The organism is Micrococcus sp. EYE_212 (genome assembly GCF_023147585.1).
In the GTDB taxonomy this organism is placed as follows: Bacteria; Actinomycetota; Actinomycetes; order Actinomycetales; family Micrococcaceae; genus Micrococcus.
Map to the genome: position 1 here is coordinate 153,628 of NZ_JAHXOZ010000003.1, position 21,325 is coordinate 174,952.

Genomic DNA, 21,325 nt, shown 5'->3' on the forward strand with positions numbered 1-21,325 from the left:
GACGGCGCGTCACGGTTAGAGTGAGAGCCATGACACAACGCCCCGCTCCCCTGGACGCCTTCGGCCACCTGCCCGGAATCACCCCGGACGAGGTCGTCACCCACATCGAGGTCACCGACCACGCGCTGCCCGGCGGCGTGGGCACCCTCGCCCTCCTCACCCTGGACAACGGCCAGGGCCCGAAGCGGCCGGCGACGCTGGGCCCGGCCTCGCTGCTGGGGCTCGCCCGCGCCCTGGACGCCCAGGCCGCGCGGGCCGAGGCCGGCGAGATCCAGGCCCTGGCGGTCACCGGCACGGAGGGCACCTTCGCCGCCGGCGCCGACCTCTCGCTGATCGCGGGCATCGAGGACGCCGGGGACCCGCAGGCGGGCATCGGCCGCGACCTGGCCCGGCTCGGCCACGCCGCCTACGACCGGCTCGACGCGTTCCCCGCCCGGACCTTCGCCTTCGTCAACGGGACGGCGCTCGGCGGCGGGCTCGAGCTCGCCCTCGCGGCCGAGCACCGCGTGGTGGCCGCGGGCGCCAAGGGCTTCGGACTGCCCGAGGTCCGGCTGGGCCTCGTGCCCGGCTGGTCCGGCGTGTGGCGCATGCCGCACCTGATCGGCCCCGAGGCCGCCGTCGGCGTCCTGGTGAAGAACCCGCTGGACAACAACCGGACCCTGGACGCGAAGGCCGCGTACGAGCTGGGGCTCATGGACGCGGTGGCCGAGGGCGACCTGCTGGAGGCCGGCCTGGCGTTCGCCGCGCGCATCCTCACGGGCGAGGGCCAGACCGAGGAGGCGCAGTCCGAGCACCACGGCCGCGACGTCTCCGACGCAGCGTGGGAGCGCGCGCTCGCGGCGCTCGAGCAGCTCCAGGCCGCGCGCCCGGGGCGCCACCTCCCGGCGCGCCGCCACGTCGAGGAGCTGTTCGTCGGTGCCCGCACGCGCACGCGCGAGGAGTCGGCCGAGCACGAGGCCGAGGCGCTCCAGGAGCTCATCGGCTCCCCCGAGTTCCGCCGCACCGTGTACGCGTTCCTGGACGTCGTCCAGCGCCGTGCGAAGAGGCCGGCGGGCGATCCCGGGGCGGACCAGGCCCGCGAGGTCCGCAAGGTCGGCGTGGTCGGTGCGGGCCTGATGGCCGGTCAGCTGGCCCTGGTGTTCGCCCAGCAGCTCGGGGTGCCCGTCGTGATGACGGACATGGACGCCGAGCGTGTCGAGCGCGGCCTCGCCGGCGTGCAGGGGCAGATCGAGAAGCAGGTGGCCAAGGGCCGGATGAGCGCGGAGCAGGGCGAGGCGCTCGCCGGGCTCATCACCGCGGACACGGACAAGTCCGTCTACGCGGACGCCGACGTCGTCATCGAGGCCGTGTTCGAGGAGCTCGAGGTCAAGCGCGCGGTGTTCCGCGAGCTGGAGGGCATCGTGCGCCCGGACGCGATCCTGGCGACCAACACCTCCAGCCTGTCCGTGGCCGCGATGGCCGAGGTGCTCCAGAACCCGGAGCGCCTCGTCGGCTTCCACTTCTTCAACCCGGTGGCCCAGATGCCGCTCATCGAGATCGTCCGCGTGGCCGAGACCTCGGACGAGGCCGTGGCCACCGCGTTCGAGCTGGCCCGCCGCCTCCGCAAGACCGGCGTGCTCGTCAACGACGCGGCGGCCTTCGTGGTCAACCGCGTGCTGCTGCGCATGATGGGCGAGGTGCAGAACTCCTTCGACGAGGGCACCGACGCGCACACCGCCGACCACGCCCTGGACGAGCTGGCCCTGCCGATGACCCCGTTCACGCTCCTGGCGATGGTGGGCATCCCCGTGGCGCAGCACGTCTCCGAATCGCTGCAGGCCGCCTTCGGGGCCGAGCGCTTCCCGGTGTCCGCGAACCTCCAGCGCCTCATCGACGCCGGCAAGACCGCGATCTGGGCCAAGGACGTGCGCGGCGGCGCCGAGAGCGAGGAGGCCGCCGGCGCGACGGGCGAGGAGATCCCGGCCGCGACCGCCGCGCTGCTCGAGCAGGGCGACGCCCCGCAGACGGCCGAGGAGCTGCTGCACCGCGTGGAGGACGCCCTGGCCGAGGAGATCGGCCTGCTGCTGGAGGAGGAGGTGGTGGCCGCCCCCGAGGACGTGGACCTGTGCATGATCCTGGGCGCCGGCTGGCCGCTGCACCTGGGCGGCATCACGGGGTACCTCGACGACTCCGGCGCGTCCGAGCGGGTCAACGGGACGCGCTTCCACGGCTGAGGCCGGCATCCCGGCGCCGGCGGCCCCGTCACCGCGGAAGGGTGGCGGGGCCGCCGGCGTACCGCTCCCACGGCAGCGGCGGCACGAGGGCGCGCACGTTCGGCGTCGGATGGGCGCTGGCCGGGTGGCAGGTCATGTCCCTGGCGGCGCTGGTGCCCGCCCCGCCTCACTCCACCGGCAGTCCGGCGAACGTCACCAGCTGCGCGCCCAGCCCGGCGAGCGCCTCGTCCCTGCCGGCCACCGGCGCGGACGCCGTCCCGCCACCCCAGTCCGAGGCCGTCACGGCGCCCTCGCGCACGTGATGCGAGCCGATCACCACGCCCTCGCTCACCACGTCCACCCGCACGCCGCCCTCGGCCCCCGCACCGGCATCGCCGCCGGCCGGCCGCAGCGTCGCCTCCGGCATGCGCACCGGCCCCTGCAGCGGGGATGCCTCCTCGAGCCGCACGAACGTGAGCGCCGCCTCGGCCGCGGGTCCCATCAGCAGGTGCTCCGCGTAGGAGGGCACGACGTCCTCCCCCAGCCCCGCGCGCTCGCGCTCGATCCGCACGCGCTGCTCCGTGGCGGAGTCCTCATAGGACGTCCAAACCCACGTCGCCCCGTCGTCGGTGAAGGCCACCTGGCTCTGCGCGAAGAACCGATCCGGCAGGTCCGGGGTCGCCGCGCGCTGCACCGCGGTGGGGGCGAAGCCCATGCGGGAGGTGAGCACGCCCTCGGCGAGCCGCCGGAACAGGAAGCCCACGTGCTCCCCGCGCAGGGTCACGGCCTCCCAGCGCTCGAACGGGGTCAGGTCGAAGGCGGGGCGGGCGGTGTCGGCCACGGCGGGTCTCCTGGTCTCGGTCGGTCTCGCCGCGCTCTCACGCACGACGACGGCGGGTCGGCTCACGATCCTCTCACCCTCCCCCGCGCACCGCACGCGGGGAGGCGCCCGGTCCGCCGAGTGGAACAATGGGGGTATGACCACGCAGGACACCCGCTCTTCCCAGCCCGCCCCCGCCGCCGAGACCGGCTGCTGCGGCCACTGCGCCCCCCAGGACGCCCAGCCCGGCACCACCCGCCGCACCGTGCTCGGCCGCGGCGCCGCCGTCGCCGCCGTGGGTGCCGGCTCCCTCGTCCTCTCCGGCTGCACGGATGAGATCCGCGCGGAGGACACGGCGCAGGACCACTACGTCGGCGCCGCCAGGACGCCCGCCCTCGCCGTCTCGGAGCTGCCCGTGGGCGCCACGACGTCCGTGGAGGTGGAGGGCCGCACGCTGCTGATGCACCGCGTGGACGAGTCCACGGTGACCGCGTACTCGAACGTGTGCACGCACCAGGGCTGCCTGCTCCAGGTGGTGGACCGCCCCGAGGGGACGGCCTACGCGTGCCCGTGCCACGGCTCCCACTTCGACGTGGAGACCGGCAAGCCCTTCGGCGGCCCCGCGCGCCAGCCCCTCATGGACTACGAGGCCGCCATCGACGGCGACCAGGTGGTCGTCAAGCTCTGAGCCCGCGCACGCCCGGAACCGAGCGGCGCGGCGAGTCCTGGGAGATCAGACGTCGTCGCCGCGCTCCCGCCCGGGGCCTGCCGGCGCGGCGAACTCCTCCATGCCGAAGCGCCGGCGCGGCAGCAGTCCCTCCGGGGCGGCGTGACCGGCGTACGGATCGGGCCGGCCCCGCCGGCTGGGCGCGGGCGTGCGGCTGCCCCGCGACGGCGGCAGCGCCGCGACCTCGCGCCGGTTGGGGTCCCAGCCGGGCTGCTCACGCCGCCGCGCCGGGTAGTAGCGGTGCCGCCACCAGAACCAGATGAGCGCCCCGAGCACCGGCAGGATCAGCATGGACACGACCCACGGCAGGCGGGCCCGGTGGTCGAGGGGGCCGCGCGCGAGCGAGACGAGCCCGCCCACCCAGATCGCCCCCGCGGTCAGGGACACGCTCCACCCCAGGGCCATCTCGGCCGGCGAGGGCACGAGGGGCATCAGAACAGCGCCACCTTCTCCGGGCCCGGGAAGAGCGCGTCGAGCTCCGCGAGGTCCTCGGCCGTGGGCTCCCAGTCGGAGGCCTTCGCGTTCTCGGCGACCTGCTCGGGACGCGTGGCCCCCGCGATCACGGACGCCACCGGCCCCTGCGCGGCGAGCCAGCCGACGGCCGCCTGCACCTCGGTGATGCCGCGCTCGCGCGCGAACGCCCCGAACGCGGCCAGCTGCTCCAGGTCCGCCTCGTCCACCATGTGCTGCCGCACGTGGGAGAGCCGTGAGCCCTCGGGCGCCGCACCCTGCGAGTACTTCCCCGTCAGCAGGCCGTTGGCCAGCGGGAAGTAGGGCAGCACGCCCAGGCCGAACTCCGCGGCCGCGGGGACGACCTCCAGCTCGGCGCGGCGGTCCAGGAGGTTGTAGTGGTTCTGCGCCGAGACGAACCGCTCGGTGCCGAGCTCGCGCGCCACGTACTCGGCCTGCGCGATCTGCCAGCCGGTGCGGTTCGAGTGCCCGACGTAGCGGACCTTGCCCGCCCGCACGAGGTCGTCGAGCGCCCGCAGCGTCTCGTCGATCGGCGTGCCGGGATCGGGCGTGTGGAACTGGTACAGGTCGATCCACTCGGTGCCGAGCCGGCGCAGCGACGCCTCCACCGCCCTGACGATGTACGCGCGCGAACCGCGGGCGCCGCCGTCGGGCCCGTTCGCCCCGCCCATCTCCATGCCGAACTTGGTGCCCAGCACCACCTCGTCGCGGCGGGAGCCCAGGGCGGTGCCGAGGCGCTCCTCGGAGAGGCCGGGCTCGGCGCCGTAGATGTCCGCGACGTCGAAGAAGGTGATGCCCGCATCCAGCGCGGCGCCGACGACGGCGTCGGTGCCCGCCTGCTCCATCGTGGCGGTGCCGGGACGGCCCAGGTTGTTGCAGCCCAGCCCGACCACGGAGACGGTGAGGCCGGAGCGGCCCAGTCGCACGGTGCGCATCGCTCAGGCCTCCCGGGTCTCGGCCGCAGCGTCCACGACGTCGGCGTCCGCCTCCGCGTCCGCCGCACCATGGGCCGAGGCGTCCGCCGGGCGCAGGTCCCCGCGGTGCACCTCCACCTTGTTCGGCTGGACGCCGTGCGCGCGCTTGGCGGCGGCCGGGATCTCCGCCTCGGCCTTGGCAGCGTGGGGCGTGCGGACGATGAGCACGAGCCGGCCCTCCTCCTCCGCGACGTCCTCGACGTCGCCGAGACCGCGCCACGCGAGCTGGTGGGTGATCTCCGAGCGCAGGGCGTCCGCGTGCTGAGCCTCGATCGGCGTGCTCGTCCGCCCCCGCAGGCGGTAGGTCACGGACAGCGTGGTCAGGGCGTCGTCGGCGAGCTCGGCGAAGCCCTCCTCGCGGCCCTGCGCCACGAAGGCGGCCAGCAGCTCCTCGCCCTCGGCGTCGTCGGCCACGGGCTGGTCCCCCACCGTGCCGACCGCGCCGACGCGGCCGTGGTGCACGGTGAACTGCCCGGAGCCGGGCTCGCACCACGCCTCGCGGTACTCGAAGCGGCGCGTGCCGTCCTCGGCGGTGACGTCGCGGTACAGGCGGACGATGCTCATGGGGTGCTCCTGGCGTCGGGGGTCAGTGGGTGGGGAGGGCGACGACGGCGGCCGGCGCTCAGCGATCGGACGTGCGCCGCGCGTCCTCGGGGCTGGACGGGGCCACGCCGGGCATGCCGGACTCCGGCACGGCGCCGGACACGGGCCGCGCGTACGGCACCTTGGCGCCCAGCACCTGGGCCACGGTGTCCTGCGCGATGCGCTGGGCGGTCAGGCCGACGCGGTCCAGCACCTCGGCGCGCGTGCCGTGGGCGAGGAACTCGACGGGCAGGCCGACCTCGTTCAGGGCGGTGTCCACGCCCGCGGCACGCATCTCCTGGCGGATGCGGGAGCCCACGCCGCCGGCGCGGACGCCGTCCTCGAGGCACACCACGATCCGGTGGCGCGCGGCCAGGCGGATCACGGACCCGGCCACCGGCAGGACCCACCGGGGATCCACGACGGTGGCGGTGATGCCCTGGCGGCTCAGGCGCTGCGCGACGTCGAGCCCGAGCTCGGCCATCGCGCCGACGGCCACGATCAGCACGTCGCGGTCGGCGTCGTCCTCGTGGGCGGCCGGGCCGATCCGGGAGAGCACGTCCGTGCCGTCCTCGAGGCGCTCGAGGGCGCGCACGGGCTCGCCCACCGAGCCCTTCGCGAAGCGCACCACGGTGGGCGCGTCGGTCACCGCCACGGCCTCGCGCAGCTCCTCGCGCAGGGTCTCGGCGTCGCGCGGGGCCGCGATCCGCAGCCCCGGCACGGTCTGGAGCAGGGCGAGGTCCCACATGCCGTGGTGGCTCGGGCCGTCCGGGCCGGTCACGCCGGCGCGGTCCAGCACGAACGTCACCCCGGCGCGGTGCAGGCCCACGTCCATGAGCACCTGGTCGAACGCGCGGTTGAGGAACGTGGCGTACACGGCCACCACGGGGTGCAGGCCGCCGAAGGCCATGCCCGCCGCGGAGGTGACGGCGTGCTGCTCCGCGATGCCGACGTCGAACACGCGGTCCGGGAACTCCAGGGCCATGGGCGCCAGGCCCACCGGGTTCATCATGGCGGCCGTGATGGCCACGACGTCCGGGCGCTCGCGGGCGATGTCCACCATCTCCTCGCCGAACACGTTGGTCCAGGACTGCGCCGTGTCGGACGTGACGGGCTCGCCCGTGGACGGGTCGATCCGGCCGATCGCGTGGAACTGGTCCGCCTCGTTCGCCACGGCCGGTGCATAGCCGTGGCCCTTCTCGGTCATGGCGTGCACGATCACGGGTCCGCCGTAGGCGCGGGCGTCGTCGAGGGCCTCCTCCATGGCCTCCACGTCGTGCCCGTCGACGGGGCCGATGTACTTCATGCCCAGGTCCTCGAACAGGCCCTGCGGCGCCCAGAGGTCCTTGAGGCCCTTCTTCGCCGCGTGCAGCGGGCGGTAGAGGAGGTGGCCCGCCGTGCCGCCCTCCTGCAGGCGGCGCTTCATGTAGTCCAGGGTCTGCTCGTAGCGCCGGTGCGTGCGGACCTTGTCCAGCACTCCGCGGCGCAGCCCGCCGAGGTGGTCGGCCAGGCCGCCCACGGTGGGGGCGTACGAGCGGCCGTTGTCGTTCACCACGATCACCACGCGCCGGTTGCGATCGCCGGCGATGTTGTTGATCGCCTCCCAGGCCATGCCGCCGGTGAGGGCGCCGTCCCCGATCACCGCGACCACGGTGCGGTCCCGCTGGCACGTCTGCCACCACGCACGGGCGATCCCGTCGGCCCAGGAGAGGGAGGAGGAGGCGTGCGAGGACTCGACGACGTCGTGCTCAGACTCGGCGCGGTCGCCGTAGCCGGACAGGCCGCCCTGCTGCCGCAGCGTGGTGAAGTCCTGGCGCCCCGTGAGCAGCTTGTGCACGTAGGACTGGTGGCCCGTGTCGAAGATGACCGCGTCCCGCGGGGAGGAGAACACGCGGTGCACGGCGAGCGTCAGCTCCACCACGCCGAGGTTGGGGCCGAGGTGGCCGCCCGTCTGGGAGACGTGGGCGATGAGGAACGCGCGGATCTCCGCCGCCAGCCGCGTCAGCTCCTCCTCGGAGAGGCCCTCGAGGGCCTCCGGAGACGTGATCTGGGGCAGCAGGGGTGCACCGGTGTCCTGGGGGCGGCTGGCGCGGGACGGTTCGTTCATAGTCCGTCCAGGGTACTCCGCTCCCCGCGCGCGGGCGCGGAGGCCGAGGACGACGCCGGCCCGCCGCCTCCGCGTGGGAGGCGACGGGCCGGCGTCGGGCGGCCCCGCGAACGGGGCCCGTGCGCGGATCAGGCCTTGGCGACCATCTGGCGCAGCACGTACTGCAGGATGCCGCCGTTGCGGTAGTAGTCGGCCTCACCGGGGGTGTCGATGCGCAGGACCGCGTCGAACTCGGTGACCTTGCCGTCCTCGCCGGTGGCGGTGACCTTCAGGGTCTTCGGCGTGCGGCCCTCGTTGAGCTCCGTCACCCCGGCGATGTCGAAGGTCTCGGTGCCGGAGAGGCCCAGGGAGTCCGCGGACTCGCCGGACGGGAACTGCAGCGGGAGCACGCCCATGCCGATGAGGTTCGAGCGGTGGATGCGCTCGAAGGACTCCGCGATGACGGCCTTCACGCCCAGGAGCGCGGTGCCCTTCGCGGCCCAGTCACGGGACGAGCCGGAGCCGTACTCCTTGCCGCCCAGCACCACCAGCGGGGTGCCCGCGGCGGCGTAGTTCTGCGCCGCGTCGTACACGTAGGCCTGCGGGGCGCCGTCCTGGGAGAAGTCGCGGGTGAAGCCGCCCTCGATGCCGTCCAGGAGCTGGTTCTTGATGCGGATGTTCGCGAAGGTGCCGCGGATCATCACCTCGTGGTTGCCGCGGCGCGAGCCGTACGAGTTGAAGTCCTTGCGCTCCACGCCGTTCTCCAGCAGGTAGCGGCCCGCCGGGGTGTCCGACTTGAACGAGCCCGCCGGGGAGATGTGGTCGGTGGTGACCGAGTCGCCCAGCTTCAGCAGCACGCGGGCACCGGCGATGTCCGCCACCGGCTCCGGCTGCGCCTGCATGCCCTCGAAGTACGGGGGCTTGCGGACGTAGGTGGAGTCCGCGTCCCAGGCGAACGTGTCGCCGGTGGGGGTCTCGAGGGACTGCCAGCGCTCGTCGCCGTCGAAGATGGTGCCGTACTGGTTCGTGAACATCTCGGTGTCGATCGACTCGTCGATGATCTTCTGGACCTCGGTGGGGTCCGGCCAGATGTCCTTCAGGAACACGTCGTTGCCGTCCGCGTCCTGGCCCAGGGCCTCGTTCTCGAAGTCGAAGTCCATGGTGCCGGCCAGCGCGTAGGCCACCACGAGCGGCGGGGACGCGAGGTAGTTCATCTTCACGTCCGGGTTGATGCGGCCCTCGAAGTTGCGGTTGCCGGAGAGCACCGCGGTCACGGAGAGGTCGTTCTCCTGGATCGCCTCGGAGATCTCCTGCTCGAGCGGGCCCGAGTTGCCGATGCAGGTGGTGCAGCCGTAGCCGACCACGTTGAAGCCGAGGCCGTTGAGGGACTCGCGCAGGCCCGACTTCTCGTAGTAGTCGGTCACGACGCGGGAGCCCGGGGCCACGGAGGTCTTCACCCACGGCTTGGAGGTCAGGCCCTTGGCCAGCGCGTTGCGGGCCAGCACGCCCGCGGCCATCATCACGGAGGGGTTCGAGGTGTTGGTGCACGAGGTGATCGAGGCGATCGACACGGCGCCGTGGTCCAGCTGGAACCGGCGGCCGTCCTCCATGGCCACGTCCACGAGCTTGGAGGGACGGCCCTCGCCGGCCTCGTCGTCCGTGGCGTAGTTGTGCAGGTCCTTGCGGAACGTCTCCTTGGAGTCGGAGAGGACGATGCGGTCCTGCGGGCGCTTGGGGCCGGAGATCGAGGGGACCACCGTGGAGAGGTCCAGCTCGAGGTACTCCGAGTAGGCGACCTCGGTGGAGGGGTCGTGCCACATCCCCTGCTCCTTGGTGTAGGCCCCCACGAGGGCGACCTGCTCCTCGGAGCGGCCGGTGAGGCGCAGGTACTCGAGCGTCACGTCGTCGATCGGGAAGATCGCGGCCGTGGAGCCGAACTCCGGGGACATGTTGCCGATGGTGGCGCGGTTGGCCAGCGGCACGGAGCCGACGCCCTCGCCGTAGAACTCCACGAACTTGCCCACCACGCCGTGCTGCCGCAGCATCTCGGTGATCGTCAGCACCACGTCGGTGGCGGTAGCGCCGGCCGGGATGGAGCCGGTCAGCTTGAAGCCCACGACGCGCGGGATGAGCATGGAGACCGGCTGGCCGAGCATCGCGGCCTCGGCCTCGATGCCGCCCACGCCCCAGCCCAGCACGCCCAGGCCGTTGACCATGGTGGTGTGCGAGTCGGTGCCGACGCAGGAGTCGGGGTAGGCGCGCAGCACGCCGTCGACCTCGCGGGTCATGACGGTGCGGGCCAGGTGCTCGATGTTGACCTGGTGGACGATGCCCATGCCCGGGGGGACGACCTTGAAGTCGTCGAACGCGGTCTGGCCCCAGCGCAGGAACTTGTAGCGCTCGCCGTTGCGCTCGTACTCGATCTCCATGTTGCGCTCGACCGCCTGGTCGTTGCCGAACACGTCGATCTGCACCGAGTGGTCGATGACCAGCTCGGCCGGGGAGAGCGGGTTCACGCGGGCGGGGTCGCCGCCGAGGTCCTTGATGGCCTCGCGCATGGTGGCCAGGTCCACGACGCAGGGCACGCCGGTGAAGTCCTGCATGATGACGCGGGCGGGGGTGAACTGGATCTCGGTGTCCGGCTGCGCGGAGGGATCCCACGAGGCCAGGGCCCTGATCTGCTCGGCGGTGACGTTGGCACCGTCCTCGGTGCGCAGCAGGTTCTCCAGCAGCACCTTGAGGGAGTAGGGCAGCTTCTCAGCGCCCTCCACCGCGTTGAGGCGGAAGATCTCGTACTCGGCGCCGGCGACGTCGAGGACGCCCTTCGACCCGAAGCTGTCAACAGTGGTCACGGGAGGACTCCTATTCCCGCCCGGGTTCGTCCCGGGCACTCGTCCAGTGGGGGTCGGCACCGGGTCCTCGTCCGTGACGGTCCTCACAGGGCCGTCACCTGAGTCGCAGGCGCCGCACTGCCGCCCAGCCTACCGCGTGCCCGCCCCGCCCCGGGGCTCTCTTCCCCTGTGTGGCGACGCACTGCGGCCGCGGACGTGACGGGGGCGTGGGGCGACGGCGGCCGGCGGCGCCCCCCCCCGGGGGGGGCGGGGGGGGCCGCGGGGGGGCGGGGGGGGGGGGGGGGGCCGGCGCCCCCCCCCCCCCCCCCCCCCCCCCCCCCCCCGTGGGGTCCGGCGGGTCACTCGGCGGCGGGGGTCTCCACGACGGCCGGCGCGGCCACGAGGTCCGCGGCCGGGCGCAGCACGGTCACGGACTCCAGGTGGTGGGTGTCCGGGTAGAGGTCGAACACGCGGGCGCGCTCCACCTCGTAGCCGCCCTCGCGCAGCCACGCGAGGTCGCGCGCGAAGGAGGCCGGGTCGCACGAGACGTACACGATGCGGCCCGGGCGGAGGGCGAGGATCCGCTCCACGGCCCTGCGGCCCGCGCCGGAGCGCGGCGGGTCGAGCACCACGGTGTCCACGGCCGTGTCGGCCAGGCCGCCGTCGGCCACCGCGCGCTCCGGGTGCTTGAGCCAGCTGCCCAGGACCTTGTCCGTGGGGCCGTTGAGCACGATCGCCTGCTCGGCGCCGAGCAGGTTCCGGCGGGCGTCCTTCGACGCGCCGCGCGAGGCCTCGACGGAGTAGACGCGGCCCTCGGGGCCCACCGCGTCGGCGAGGAAGGCGCTGAACAGCCCGGCGCCGGCGTAGAGGTCGGCCACGATCTGGCCGGGCTGCGCCTGCGCGTCCTCGAGCACGGCGTCCACGAGGGTGGCCGGGGCATGCTGGTGGACCTGCCAGAAGCCGTCGCCCGTGACGCGGAAGCGGCGCTCGCCGCCGCGCTCCGTCCTCACGGTCTCCGAGACCCACGTGCGGCCCGTGATGCGCTCCACGGTGACGGGCGAGTGGCGCTTGGGACCGGGCATGGCGAGGCCGGTGGACACCTCGACGGCGGAGGCGTTCGCGGTCTGCCGGATGCGGGTGCGCAGTCGGCCGAGCTTGGCCTCGTCCGCCGCGGTCTGCGGGGTGGGCGTCACGAGCACCAGCGGCTGCGAGCCGTTGGCCGGGGTGGCCACGTCCACGCGGGCCGCCCCCGTGAAGTCCCAGTCCCACAGGGCCAGGGCGTCCAGGGCCGGCACGCCCAGCGGCATGTTGCGCACGGGAAGGAGGGTGGTGGAGCGGTGCGCATGCATCGCGATGTGGCCCTGCGGGGTCACCGCGAACGAGGTGCGCGTGCGCCAGTGCTGGCCCGTGGGCTCGTCCTCCTCGCCCGCGAAGCAGACCTCGGGGTCGAGGGTCACGCCGGCGATCCGGGCGACCGTGTCGCGGAAGACCTGGGCCTTGAGGCGGCGCTGGTGCGGCACCACGATGTGGCCGAACTCGGCGCCGCCCACGGGGGGCCGGCCCGAGGCGTGGGCGCGCATGACGTCCGCGAGCTTCCACTGGTGGATGCGGCGGAACTCGGAGGGCCGAAGGACCTCGACGGCGTCCCCGCGCCAGAACCGCGCTCCCGGGTCGCACTCGGTCAGGGCGACCCTGACCTTCTCCCCCGGCATCGCGTGCCGGACGAACACGACACGTCCCTCGTGGCGCGCGACGCAGTGGCCGCCGTGCGCCATCTGCCCGGCCTCGACCTCGATGATCCTCCCGACCTCGGTGATGTCCGTGGTGGCGTCAGTGACGGCCATGATGACTCCTCTCGCGAAGCAGCGCGCCGCAGACCTTGCACCGGGCGTCGACTGGTCCCATCATTCTCGCAGATTCGCCGCGGAACGCGGTCCCGGCTCTTCGCCCTCGCGGATCTGCCACGGCACCGAGCCCACCATCACTCCCGCCTCCCGCTGCAGGCGGTTCTTCTGCCGCGTGGCCGTGCGGTTGTGCAGCAGCGTCCGCCATCCCGGCCGCACCACGTACTCGGGGATGAACACCATGGTCAGGTCCCGCGGGGAGAGGCGCCGGCGCTCGCGCAGGTGCCGCACGAGCGGCACCACCGTGTCGCGGTAGGGAGAGGCCACCACGGTGAGCGGCAGCGGCATGCGGGCGCGGTCCCAGTCGTCGATCACCCGTTCCGTCACCGCGCGGTCCGCGTCCACCACCACGGCCTCCAGGGACGAGGGGCGGGTCGCGCGGGCGTACGCGATGGCCCGCAGCGCCGGCCTGTTCAGGGTGGAGACCACGACGACGACGTGCACCCTCGAGGGCAGGGCACGGGCGTCGTCGTGGGCGTCCGGCGTGAGCTCGCGGCCCACCGCGGCGTAGTGCCGGTGGATCCGGCCCATGACCAGCGCACCCACGACGATCGTGAGCAGCGCCACCCACGCCCCCTGCGTGAAGCGCGTCACGAGCACGACGACGCCGGCGAGCGCGGTGACGCCCAGCGCGACGGCGGTGATGCCGAGGCGCAGGCGCACCGCGGCGCGGGCGCGCGTGCCCGGGGTGTGCGCGAGCCGGCGGCGCCACAGCCGCAGCATCCCCGTCTGGGCGAGGGTGAAGGCCAGCAGGACGCCGATCACGTACAGCTGGACGAGCAGGGCGGTCTGGGCGCGGAAGACGAGCAGCAGGATCGCCGCGGCGGCGCCGAGGGCCACGACGCCCCACGTGTGGACCAGGCGGTCGCCGCGCACGCGCATCTGCCGCGGGAGGTAGCCGTCGTCGGCGAGCCGGGAGGTCAGGGCCGGGAAGGAGCGGAACGCGGACTTCGCGGCGAAGAGCAGCAGGAGCGCGGTGGCCGCGATGGTGAGCACGGCCAGCGGGCTCCCCGGTCCGAAGACGGCGGCCGCGAGCTGGGCGATCACGGGCGGTGCCGCGGCGCCCTCGGGCAGCGGCGCGCCGTCCGGGCCGCGCAGGGAGGCCGGGTCCAGGGCCACCACGGTGCCCGTGCGGTGGGCCAGGTGCATGACGCCGACCGTGAGTGCCGCCACGGCGGCGGCCATCATCGTGAGGAGCCAGCGGACGGTGGGCACGGCCGGATGCGCCACCGTGCGGGCGGCCGAGACGGGGACCTCCACGCCCGTGAGCAGGACCGAGCCCGCGCTGAAGGCGCGCAGGGCCAGCAGGGCCGTGGCCACCGCGCCGACGGGCCCGGCGCCGGACCCGTCCACCGTGTGTCCCGCGGTCACGGCCTGGCCCAGGGCGCCCCCCGCGTCCTGCCACAGGCCCGCCCCCACCATGCCCGCCAGCAGGAGCACGAAGGCGGCCACCACGAGCGGCAGGATGCGCCGGCCCCGGCCACGGTCCGATCCGCGCAGGGCCAGGAGCAGCACGAGGCCCAGGGCCGTGCACGCCACCGCCATGCGGTGCTCCGCGAGCGAGGGCACGAGGGCGGCGGCGTAGTGGGCGAAGGCCGCGAGGGACACGGCGGCGGTGAAGACGAAGTCCAGCAGGAGGGCGGCCGAGGCGAGCACCCCGGCGCGCGGTCCCAGCTTGGTGCGCGCCATGCGGTAGATGCCCCCGTGCGGCACCGCCACCACGGCAGCCCGGAACGAGGCGACGATGAGCACCATGACCGCGACGACGGCCCAGCCCACGAGGGGCCCGAGCGCGAGGGCGGCGGTGCCCGAGGCCACGAGGGTCAGGATGATCTCGTCCGGGGCGTAGGCCAGGGAGGAGAGCGCGTTGGCGGAGGTCACGGGGAGGGCGCGCCACCGGGGCATGCGCGGGGCGGCGGCGTCCGTGGAGGCCACGGGTCGTCCCAGCAGTGCCCGGCGGAGGGTCGCTGACAGCGTCGTCACCGCACCACGGTACCCCCGCCCCGCACCGCCATGCCCCGCCCGTTCCCGCGGGCGCCCGGGGCGGTGCGAGGATGGTCCCCGGGCGGGCGCCGCCCGCACCGATCCGGAAGGGGACGAACAGGCCATGGCTCACTACGTCATCGTCGGCGGCGGCCGCGTGGGTTCACGCCTCGCGGCCACCCTGGACGCCGCGGGCCACTCCGTGGCCGTGGTGGACCGGGACGCCCGCGCGGAGGACGGCCTCCCCGCGGACTTCTCGGGCGAGTTCGTGGCGGGCATCGGCTTCGACCGCGACGTGCTGCGCCGCGCCGGGACCGAGAAGGCCCAGGGCCTGGCGGCCGTGACGGCGGACGACGGCACCAACATCATCGCCGCGCGCGTGGCCCGCGAGACCTTCCACGTGGACCACGTGGTGGCGCGCATCTACGATGCCGAGCGCGCGCGGGTGTACCAGCGCCTCGGCGTGCCCACGGTGGCCTCCATCCAGTGGACCGCGGAGCAGGTGCTGCACCGCCTCCTGCCCGCCGGCGCCGCGGACGCGGAGCAGCGCGACCCCTCCGGCCGCCTGATCATCACGGAGCTCGTCCCCCACCCCTCGTGGTGGGGGCGGCGCCTGGCCGAGGTCGAGTCGATGACCGGGATCCGCGTGGCCTACCTGACCCGCTTCGGCGAGGGGATGCTCCCGGCGGGCGTCGAGCGCCTGCAGGAGGGCGACGTCGTGCACGGCGTGTACCCCGTGGACCGGCGGGACGCGGTCGAGGCCGCGCTGCAGGGCGAGGCCCGTGAGCCGGACGAGGACGAGGAGGAGCGGTCATGAGGGTCGTCATCGCAGGGGCCGGCGCCGTGGGCGCCTCGGTCGCACGGGAGCTGTGCGCCCACGGGCACGCCGTGACCGTGGTGGACCTGCGCCCGGAGGTCGTCCGGCGCGCCGACGTCGGCCGTGCCCGCTCCCTCGTGGGGGACGCGACCGACCTCGTCATGCTCGGCGAGGCCGGGGCGCTCGAGGCGGACGTCCTCGTGGCCGCCACGGGCGACGACCGCGCCAACCTCGTGGTCTCCCTGCTCGGCCGCAGCGAGTTCGGGGTGCAGCGCACCGTCGCCCGCGTGAACAACCCCCGCAACGACTGGCTCTTCGACGAGTCCTGGGGCGTGGACGTGGCCGTGTCCACCCCGTCCATCATGACGGCGCTCGTGGAGGAGGCCGTGGAGACCGGCGACCTCGTGCGCCTGCTGCGCCTCGAGGCGGGCGGCACGGCGCTCACCGAGTTCCGCGTCCCGGCGTCGCACTGGCTCGTCGGCCGTCGCGTCGGGACGGTGTCCTGGCCGGCGGAGGCCCCGCTCGTGGCCGTCGTGCGGGACCGGACGCCGCGCGCCGCCACCCCGGATGAGGTCCTCGAGGCCGGAGACGAGCTGTTCCTGCTCGTCTCCGCCGCGGCCGAGACGGCCCTGCGGCGTCTCCTGGTCGGGGAGGCCGCGGCGCCTCAGCGTGAGGACGCCGGGTCGACGGCGGCGGCGCCGGCCGGACCGGGCTCCTCCTCGGGCGAGCCCGGCGAGGGCGCGCTCACGGACCAGGCCAGCCAGAGCCCCAGCGCGTAGAGCGGCAGACCCATCACGAGACGGGCCACGCCCAGGGACGTCGCCGCGTCCGCGAGGTAGAGCGGCACCTGCACGCCCAGCCGCAGCGCGAAGACGGCCACCATCACCCACGTGGCCGCCGCGTAGGCGCGCCGGCGGCAGGGGTCCGCACGCCATGCGGTCCCCTCCCCGCGCACGAGGCCGAGGATCAGGCCCACCACGGGCCAGCCCGCGAGGATCGAGACGAGGAACGCGAGGCCGTAGCCGGCGTTCGTGATGAAGCCCCAGAGGTAGTAGTCCCGGGCCTGCCCCGTGGTCAGGGCCACCGCCACCGAGAGCACGACGACGACGAGCCCGGCCAGGACCTGCGCGGGCGACTGGCGCTGCGCGAGCCGGACCACGCCCATGAGGACGGCCACGCCCGCGGCGGCCACGCCCGAGGGCCACACCTGCTGGGTGAGCACGTACCCGACCATGAAGACGACCGTGGACAGGGACGCCTCCACGATCCCCCGCCAGCCGCCGACGCTGGCCAGGGGGTCCAGGCGGCCGTGCTCGTCGAGCCTCGCGCCGCGGCCGAGGGCGGCGGCGGGGTCCGGCGCGCCGGGGTCGCGGCGGGTCGCGGGCCGGTTCATGGGTGCCTCCTGCGTCATCGGACGGCCGTCGGGCCGTCCACGAGGTCGAACTCGGGATTGTGCAGCGTGGGGACGCCGTCGATCTCCACGACGCGGCCGCGGATGCGCAGCCACTCCCCCGGCATCACGCCGGGCACGCGACGCCGCCCGTGCCACACCAGCCGGATGACGGCGAGCGGCTCGGCCCGTCCGGGCTCCGGGAGCCGCGTGGCGAGCTCCGCGCGGAACACGGTGGCGTCGTCGGCGCCCGGGATGGTCACGGCGACCACCACGCCGAGGCGGTCCACCATCCCGGCGGGAGGCGGCAGGACCGCCACCGGCGCGGTCGCGGGGCTCACCGGGTCTCCGTGATCTCCGGGCCGCGCTCCGGCAGGGGCGCGCCCCCGGCCGGCTGCTCGCCGGACGACGCCGTCGGTGTGGTCTCGGCGCCCTCGGCCGGACGGTGGCGGCGCTGCACGGGCTGGGCGTTGGCCGGGGCGTGCAGGGGCAGCAGCTCCCGGGGAGGCAGGGGCCCCTCGCCGCGGACCACGACGAGGTCGGAGAAGACCTGCTCGAGCGGTCCGGCGGCGTCGGGCCGGAAGGCGGCCTCGCCGTGGAACACGCCGCGCACGAACCAGCGGGGGCCGTCCACGCCCACGAAGCGGGCCACGTTCCAGCCCGGCGAGCCGTCCGGCATCTCGGCGGGGATGCGGGTGAGCAGCTCGGGGCCGAAGGCGCCGGCCTGCTCCTGCACGTGGGCGCCCGGGGAGGAGCCCAGGGCGTCCATGAGCTCCGCGCGCAGGTCGTCCCACAGTCCGGCGGCGCGCGGCGCGGAGAAGGCCTGGATCTGCAGCGCGGAGCCGCCCACGGTCACGGTGACGGCCACGATGCGCCGCGTGGCGTCCTCGAGGTCGAGCCGCAGCTTCATGCCCTGGACGGCGCGCACGCGCAGCGCGCCCAGGTCGATGTACCCGGTGGCGGACGGGCGGGCCGTCACGTCGTGGGGGCCGCGCTCGGCCTCCCGGGCGGCGTCGCCGGCGGCCGCGGCCACGGCGAGGTCGCGCTCCTCGAGCAGATGCTCGGGCAGGGTCACCTGCTCGTGGCGCGCGGTGCGGTTGCGTCCGAAGATCACGAGGTCCTCCCGGGAGTGTCGACGTCGGCGGCCGGCGCGGTGGTGCCCGCGCCGAATCCGCCCGTGGATCCGAAGCCGGCCGTGCCGCGCACGGAGTCCGGCAGGGCGTCCACCGGCTCGAAGCGTGCCTGGACCACCGCCTGGACCACGAGCTGGGCCACCCGGTCCCCGCGGTGCAGGGTGAGGGGCTCCGCCGGATCGTGGTTGATGAGCGGCACCATGATCTCGCCGCGGTACCCGGCGTCGATGGTGCCGGGGGCGTTCACGACGCCCAGGCCGTGGCGGACCGCCAGGCCGGAGCGGGGGTGCACGAAGCCGGCGTACCCCTGGGGCAGCGCGATCGCCACGCCGGTGGGGACGAGGGCCCGCTCTCCCGGGGCGAGCGTCACGTCCACCGTGGTGCGCAGGTCCGCGCCCGCGTCGCCGTCCTGGGCGTACGCGGGGGGCGGGAGGTCAGGATCGAGGACGCGCAGGGGCACGGGAAGCTCGGCGGGGTCACTCACGTGGCAGGACTCTACCCGAGCCGCGTCGGGGCCCCCGGGCGGCCGGATGTGGGAAGCTGGAGGACATGCAGGAGCCCCACGACGACGACGCCCGCCCCCTCTCCGCCGAGCCCGCCCCCGCGGTCGCCGGCGACCCTGACCCGGTGGTCTACGAGGAGCGGCTCTCCCCGTCGCCGGGCGTGTGGATCGTGGCCCTCATGCTCGCGGGTCTGGCCATCCTGGTGTTCGCGCCGATCGACATCGTCGTGGGGCTGATCGCCGCGGCCGTCTTCTTCGGGATCGAGGCACTCCTGCTGATCACCGGAACCCCCCGGATCACGGTGCGCGAGCGGACGCTGCAGGTGGGCCGCGCGAGCATCGAGCGGCGTCACATCGGTGCGGTGACGGGACATCGCGGCGAGTCGGCGCGGCAGCAGCGCGGGCCGCACCTGCACGGACTGGCCTACGTGACGGTGCGCGGGTGGATCTCCCCCGTCGTGCGCGTCCAGATCACGGACGAGCGGGACCGGACGCCGTACTGGCTCACGAGCACCCGCCGGCCGGAGGAGCTCGTGGCGGTCCTCGGCGGCCACATGGCCGCCGAGGACGGGTGAGGGCTCAGCCCTCGCAGTCGGTGCAGTAGAGCTCGCCGTTCTTCTCGCGCGCGGCCTGCGAGCGGTGGCGCACCAGGAAGCACGAGGCACACGTGAACTCGTCGGACTGCGCGGGCAGGACCCGCACCATGAGCTCCTCGCCGGAGAGGTCCGCCCCCGGCAGCTCGAATCCCTCCGCCGCCTCGGTCTCGTCCTCGTCCACGACGGCCGACTGCGTGTCGGTGCGACGCGCCTTCAGCTCCTCGATGGAATTCTGGCCGAGCTCTTCCTCGTTCTTGCGAGGGGCATCGTAGTCCGTGGCCATGGTGTGGTTCTCACGCTCCGCTGGTGGGGGTACGGCATCGGGACCGATGCCGGTGCGGGCAGCGGATCGGGACCCCCGAGGGGAGCGCCCGCCGTCATCCTGCGCCGTTGCGCGTAGATTGTGCACCACGGGCCGCCGGGAACCAAATGGCCGCGGGCCGCGCTCGCACCGCGGCTCCCCGCGGCCGGACCGCTAGGATCAGCAGAGGCCCGACGCCGGCCGCGCCGTCCGCGCCCGCGGATACGCCGCGGACCGGTCGAGAACGATGTGGGAGGGACCACCGCCATGGCAGAGCTGCGACTGACCGGACCCACCGAGGACGGCCGGGCACTGCGCCTGGCCGACGCGGACGGGCAGGAGCACTCCCTGCCCCTCTCCGTCTACCTGCGCCGCCTCGTGCTCGAGGGCACGGAGCAGGAGGACGCCGAGCCTCAGGAGCAGCCCGCGCAGGACGCCCCGCGGGGGGACGAGCAGGACACCGACGAGCAGAGCCCCGACGACGCGTCCGGCGATGAGGTCACCGGCGGCGTCGATCCCGAGGAGGAACAGCCGCCCCGCCGCACCGGCCCCAGCCCCCTGGCGCCGCGCATCACGCCTCCCCTCCAGCCGGAGGCGGCCTCCCACGCGCCCCTGCCGCCGGCCGCCGGCGCCCCGTCTGCGGCCCCGCTCACCGCCACGTCCGCCCTCACGGGCTCCCCTGAGCCCGCCGCGTCCCCCGTGGAAGCGCGTCCGACGCCGGGCGAGCCCGCCGCGCCGCGCCCCTCCATGACCCGCTCTTCCGCGTACCGCCCCGCCGCGCAGGGCGAGCGCCGCACCGCGTCCGGCACGCCCACCGCTCCCCTGGCCGACCAGGAGGACGTGCGCGCCGCGGCCACCCAGGAGGCCCCGCCGCTCTCGCCGCGGGAGATCCAGCAGCGCATCCGTGCGGGCGCCTCGGTGGAGCAGGTGGCCCGCGAGAGCGGCAACCCCTTCGCCCGCATCCGCAGCTACGGCTTCCCCGTCCTCGCGGAGCGCGGCTACGTGGCGCAGCAGGCGCGCGGCACGGAGATCTGGGTCGGCGGCCCCGATCTGTACACCGATGCGATCGAGGACGGCGGGCCCAGCACCCTGGGCGAGCTCGCCGAGCATCGGCTGCGCGAGCTGGGCGCCCCCGCGGGCGGACTCGAGTGGGACGCATGGCGCGAGCCCTCCGGCGAGTGGACCGTGACCGCGCAGTTCGCGGCGACCGGCCTGCGCACCCGGCCCACCACGGAGGAGCCGCCCGCGCGGTGGACGTTCCGCCCGGTGGGGCGGCACCTGGACCCGCAGAACGCGTGGGCCCGGATGCTCTCCGATGCTGAGGCGTGGGACGTGTTCCCCGAGCCGCTGGCTCCGCGGACCCCGTCCTCCGAGACCGACGCCGAGGCCGCCGATGCGGGCGCCCCCGCGGCGGCGGGCCGCCGTCCTGACGCTGCGGTGGACGACGCGGAGGCGGCGGTGACCCCGCTGGGCGCCCACACCCCCGCGGCCGACCCCGACGCCGACCTCCTGGAGATCCTCCGGGCCCGCCGCGGACAGCGCGTGGGCGCGGACTCCGCCTCGGACGACGCCCTGGCCCACCTGATCGCCCGCGACGCGGCCCAGCGCCGGGCCGCGGCCCCGACGCCCCTGCGCCCGTCCCTCCCGGATCCCGCGGCGGAGGCGGCGGACGCCCGCCGCGCACCGGGGGCACACGACGCCGCGTCGTCCGAGGTGACCGAGGCCGAGGTGGACCGCGAGGTCAGCCGCGCCCAGGACGAGGTCGCCCAGGTCCGCGCCGCCACGGCCGACGTCGCCGACGACCGGGATGACGCGGAGGTCGCCGAGCCTGAGACCGCCGAGATCGAGGCCGAGGCGAGCGCCGGAACGCCGGAGTCGACCCCTGCCCCGGGCCGCCCCGCGATGCCCACCCCCACGCCGCGGCCCCGCTCCCGCTCGGCCTCGCGCCGCGCGTCGGTGCCCAGCTGGGACGACATCGTCTTCGGCCGCAAGGGCGACTGAGCCGCGCCTCGCCGA

19 protein-coding genes are annotated in these 21,325 nt (G+C 75.0%); 6 read left to right on the top strand and 13 right to left on the bottom strand.

The window, feature by feature from the left end:
* Positions 1-29 precede the first annotated feature (29 nt).
* Entirely contained in the window at positions 30-2,213 is a 2,184-nt protein-coding gene (locus KZX60_RS03465; RefSeq protein ID WP_248115636.1) for a 3-hydroxyacyl-CoA dehydrogenase NAD-binding domain-containing protein, read from the top strand.
* Between the two features lie 166 nt (positions 2,214-2,379).
* Here the strand turns inward: KZX60_RS03465 and KZX60_RS03470 are convergent, their stop codons facing one another.
* The gene (locus KZX60_RS03470; RefSeq protein ID WP_248115637.1) at positions 2,380-3,033 is read right to left on the bottom strand and encodes a hypothetical protein; all 654 of its coding nucleotides are present in this window, start codon (positions 3,031-3,033) and stop codon (positions 2,380-2,382) included.
* A 136-nt stretch (positions 3,034-3,169) separates the two neighbouring features.
* Between KZX60_RS03470 and KZX60_RS03475 the strand changes: the two genes are divergently transcribed.
* On the top strand, positions 3,170-3,700 hold the full coding sequence (locus KZX60_RS03475; protein ID WP_248115638.1) for a Rieske (2Fe-2S) protein: 531 nt from the start codon (positions 3,170-3,172) through the stop codon (positions 3,698-3,700).
* Positions 3,701-3,745: 45 nt separating this feature from the next.
* On the opposite strand, the gene KZX60_RS03480 is transcribed toward KZX60_RS03475, so the two are convergent.
* The 7 genes from KZX60_RS03480 to KZX60_RS03510 form a co-directional block, all read right to left on the bottom strand.
* Entirely contained in the window at positions 3,746-4,171 is a 426-nt protein-coding gene (locus tag KZX60_RS03480) for a PLD nuclease N-terminal domain-containing protein (protein WP_248115639.1), read from the bottom strand.
* A complete protein-coding gene (locus tag KZX60_RS03485; protein ID WP_248115640.1) occupies positions 4,171-5,145 on the bottom strand; it encodes an aldo/keto reductase in 975 nt (324 codons plus the stop codon). The genes KZX60_RS03480 and KZX60_RS03485 overlap by 1 nt, the downstream gene beginning before the upstream one ends.
* Positions 5,146-5,148: 3 nt before the next feature.
* A complete protein-coding gene (locus KZX60_RS03490) occupies positions 5,149-5,748 on the bottom strand; it encodes a hypothetical protein (protein WP_248115641.1) in 600 nt (199 codons plus the stop codon).
* A gap of 58 nt (positions 5,749-5,806) precedes the next feature.
* The gene (gene dxs / locus KZX60_RS03495; RefSeq protein WP_248115642.1) at positions 5,807-7,873 is read right to left on the bottom strand and encodes a 1-deoxy-D-xylulose-5-phosphate synthase; all 2,067 of its coding nucleotides are present in this window, start codon (positions 7,871-7,873) and stop codon (positions 5,807-5,809) included.
* A 128-nt stretch (positions 7,874-8,001) separates the two neighbouring features.
* The gene (gene acnA, locus KZX60_RS03500) at positions 8,002-10,704 is read right to left on the bottom strand and encodes an aconitate hydratase AcnA (RefSeq protein ID WP_248115643.1); all 2,703 of its coding nucleotides are present in this window, start codon (positions 10,702-10,704) and stop codon (positions 8,002-8,004) included.
* 338 nt (positions 10,705-11,042) lie between these two features.
* Complete coding sequence (locus tag KZX60_RS03505) at positions 11,043-12,527, bottom strand: TRAM domain-containing protein (RefSeq protein ID WP_248115644.1); 1,485 nt, start codon at positions 12,525-12,527, stop codon at positions 11,043-11,045.
* Between the two features lie 60 nt (positions 12,528-12,587).
* The gene (locus tag KZX60_RS03510; protein WP_248115645.1) at positions 12,588-14,570 is read right to left on the bottom strand and encodes an amino acid permease; all 1,983 of its coding nucleotides are present in this window, start codon (positions 14,568-14,570) and stop codon (positions 12,588-12,590) included.
* A 124-nt stretch (positions 14,571-14,694) separates the two neighbouring features.
* Between KZX60_RS03510 and KZX60_RS03515 the strand changes: the two genes are divergently transcribed.
* Together KZX60_RS03515 and KZX60_RS03520 are read left to right on the top strand one after the other, a co-directional pair.
* The gene (locus KZX60_RS03515; protein WP_248115646.1) at positions 14,695-15,387 is read left to right on the top strand and encodes a TrkA family potassium uptake protein; all 693 of its coding nucleotides are present in this window, start codon (positions 14,695-14,697) and stop codon (positions 15,385-15,387) included.
* Positions 15,384-16,166 (top strand): TrkA family potassium uptake protein, encoded by a 783-nt coding sequence (locus tag KZX60_RS03520; protein ID WP_248115647.1) that lies wholly within the window; start codon positions 15,384-15,386, stop codon positions 16,164-16,166. The genes KZX60_RS03515 and KZX60_RS03520 overlap by 4 nt, the downstream gene beginning before the upstream one ends.
* Here KZX60_RS03520 and KZX60_RS03525 read toward each other — a convergent pair.
* Genes KZX60_RS03525 through dut form a run of 4 tightly spaced genes read right to left on the bottom strand, consistent with a single transcriptional unit; the run spans position 16,052 to position 18,394 of the window.
* Positions 16,052-16,780, bottom strand: a complete 729-nt coding sequence (locus tag KZX60_RS03525) for a DUF3159 domain-containing protein (protein ID WP_248115648.1) — start codon at positions 16,778-16,780, stop codon at positions 16,052-16,054. The two genes, KZX60_RS03520 and KZX60_RS03525, sit on opposite strands and share 115 nt — an antisense overlap.
* A 14-nt stretch (positions 16,781-16,794) precedes the next feature.
* Complete coding sequence (locus tag KZX60_RS03530) at positions 16,795-17,118, bottom strand: hypothetical protein (RefSeq protein WP_248115649.1); 324 nt, start codon at positions 17,116-17,118, stop codon at positions 16,795-16,797.
* Positions 17,115-17,891, bottom strand: coding sequence for a DUF3710 domain-containing protein (locus tag KZX60_RS03535; protein WP_248115650.1), 777 nt, complete (start codon positions 17,889-17,891; stop codon positions 17,115-17,117). The genes KZX60_RS03530 and KZX60_RS03535 overlap by 4 nt, the downstream gene beginning before the upstream one ends.
* Positions 17,888-18,394, bottom strand: a complete 507-nt coding sequence (dut, locus tag KZX60_RS03540) for a dUTP diphosphatase (protein ID WP_248115651.1) — start codon at positions 18,392-18,394, stop codon at positions 17,888-17,890. Before dut ends, KZX60_RS03535 begins: the two co-directional genes overlap by 4 nt.
* Before the next feature lie 65 nt (positions 18,395-18,459).
* Here dut and KZX60_RS03545 point away from each other — a divergent pair, with 65 nt between their 5' ends.
* Positions 18,460-18,987, top strand: coding sequence for a DUF3093 domain-containing protein (locus KZX60_RS03545; protein ID WP_248115652.1), 528 nt, complete (start codon positions 18,460-18,462; stop codon positions 18,985-18,987).
* Between the two features lie 4 nt (positions 18,988-18,991).
* On the opposite strand, the gene KZX60_RS03550 is transcribed toward KZX60_RS03545, so the two are convergent.
* On the bottom strand, positions 18,992-19,291 hold the full coding sequence (locus KZX60_RS03550; protein ID WP_248115653.1) for a DUF4193 domain-containing protein: 300 nt from the start codon (positions 19,289-19,291) through the stop codon (positions 18,992-18,994).
* Positions 19,292-19,576: 285 nt separating this feature from the next.
* Between KZX60_RS03550 and sepH the strand changes: the two genes are divergently transcribed.
* A complete protein-coding gene (gene sepH / locus KZX60_RS03555) occupies positions 19,577-21,310 on the top strand; it encodes a septation protein SepH (protein ID WP_248115654.1) in 1,734 nt (577 codons plus the stop codon).
* Positions 21,311-21,325 lie beyond the last annotated feature (15 nt).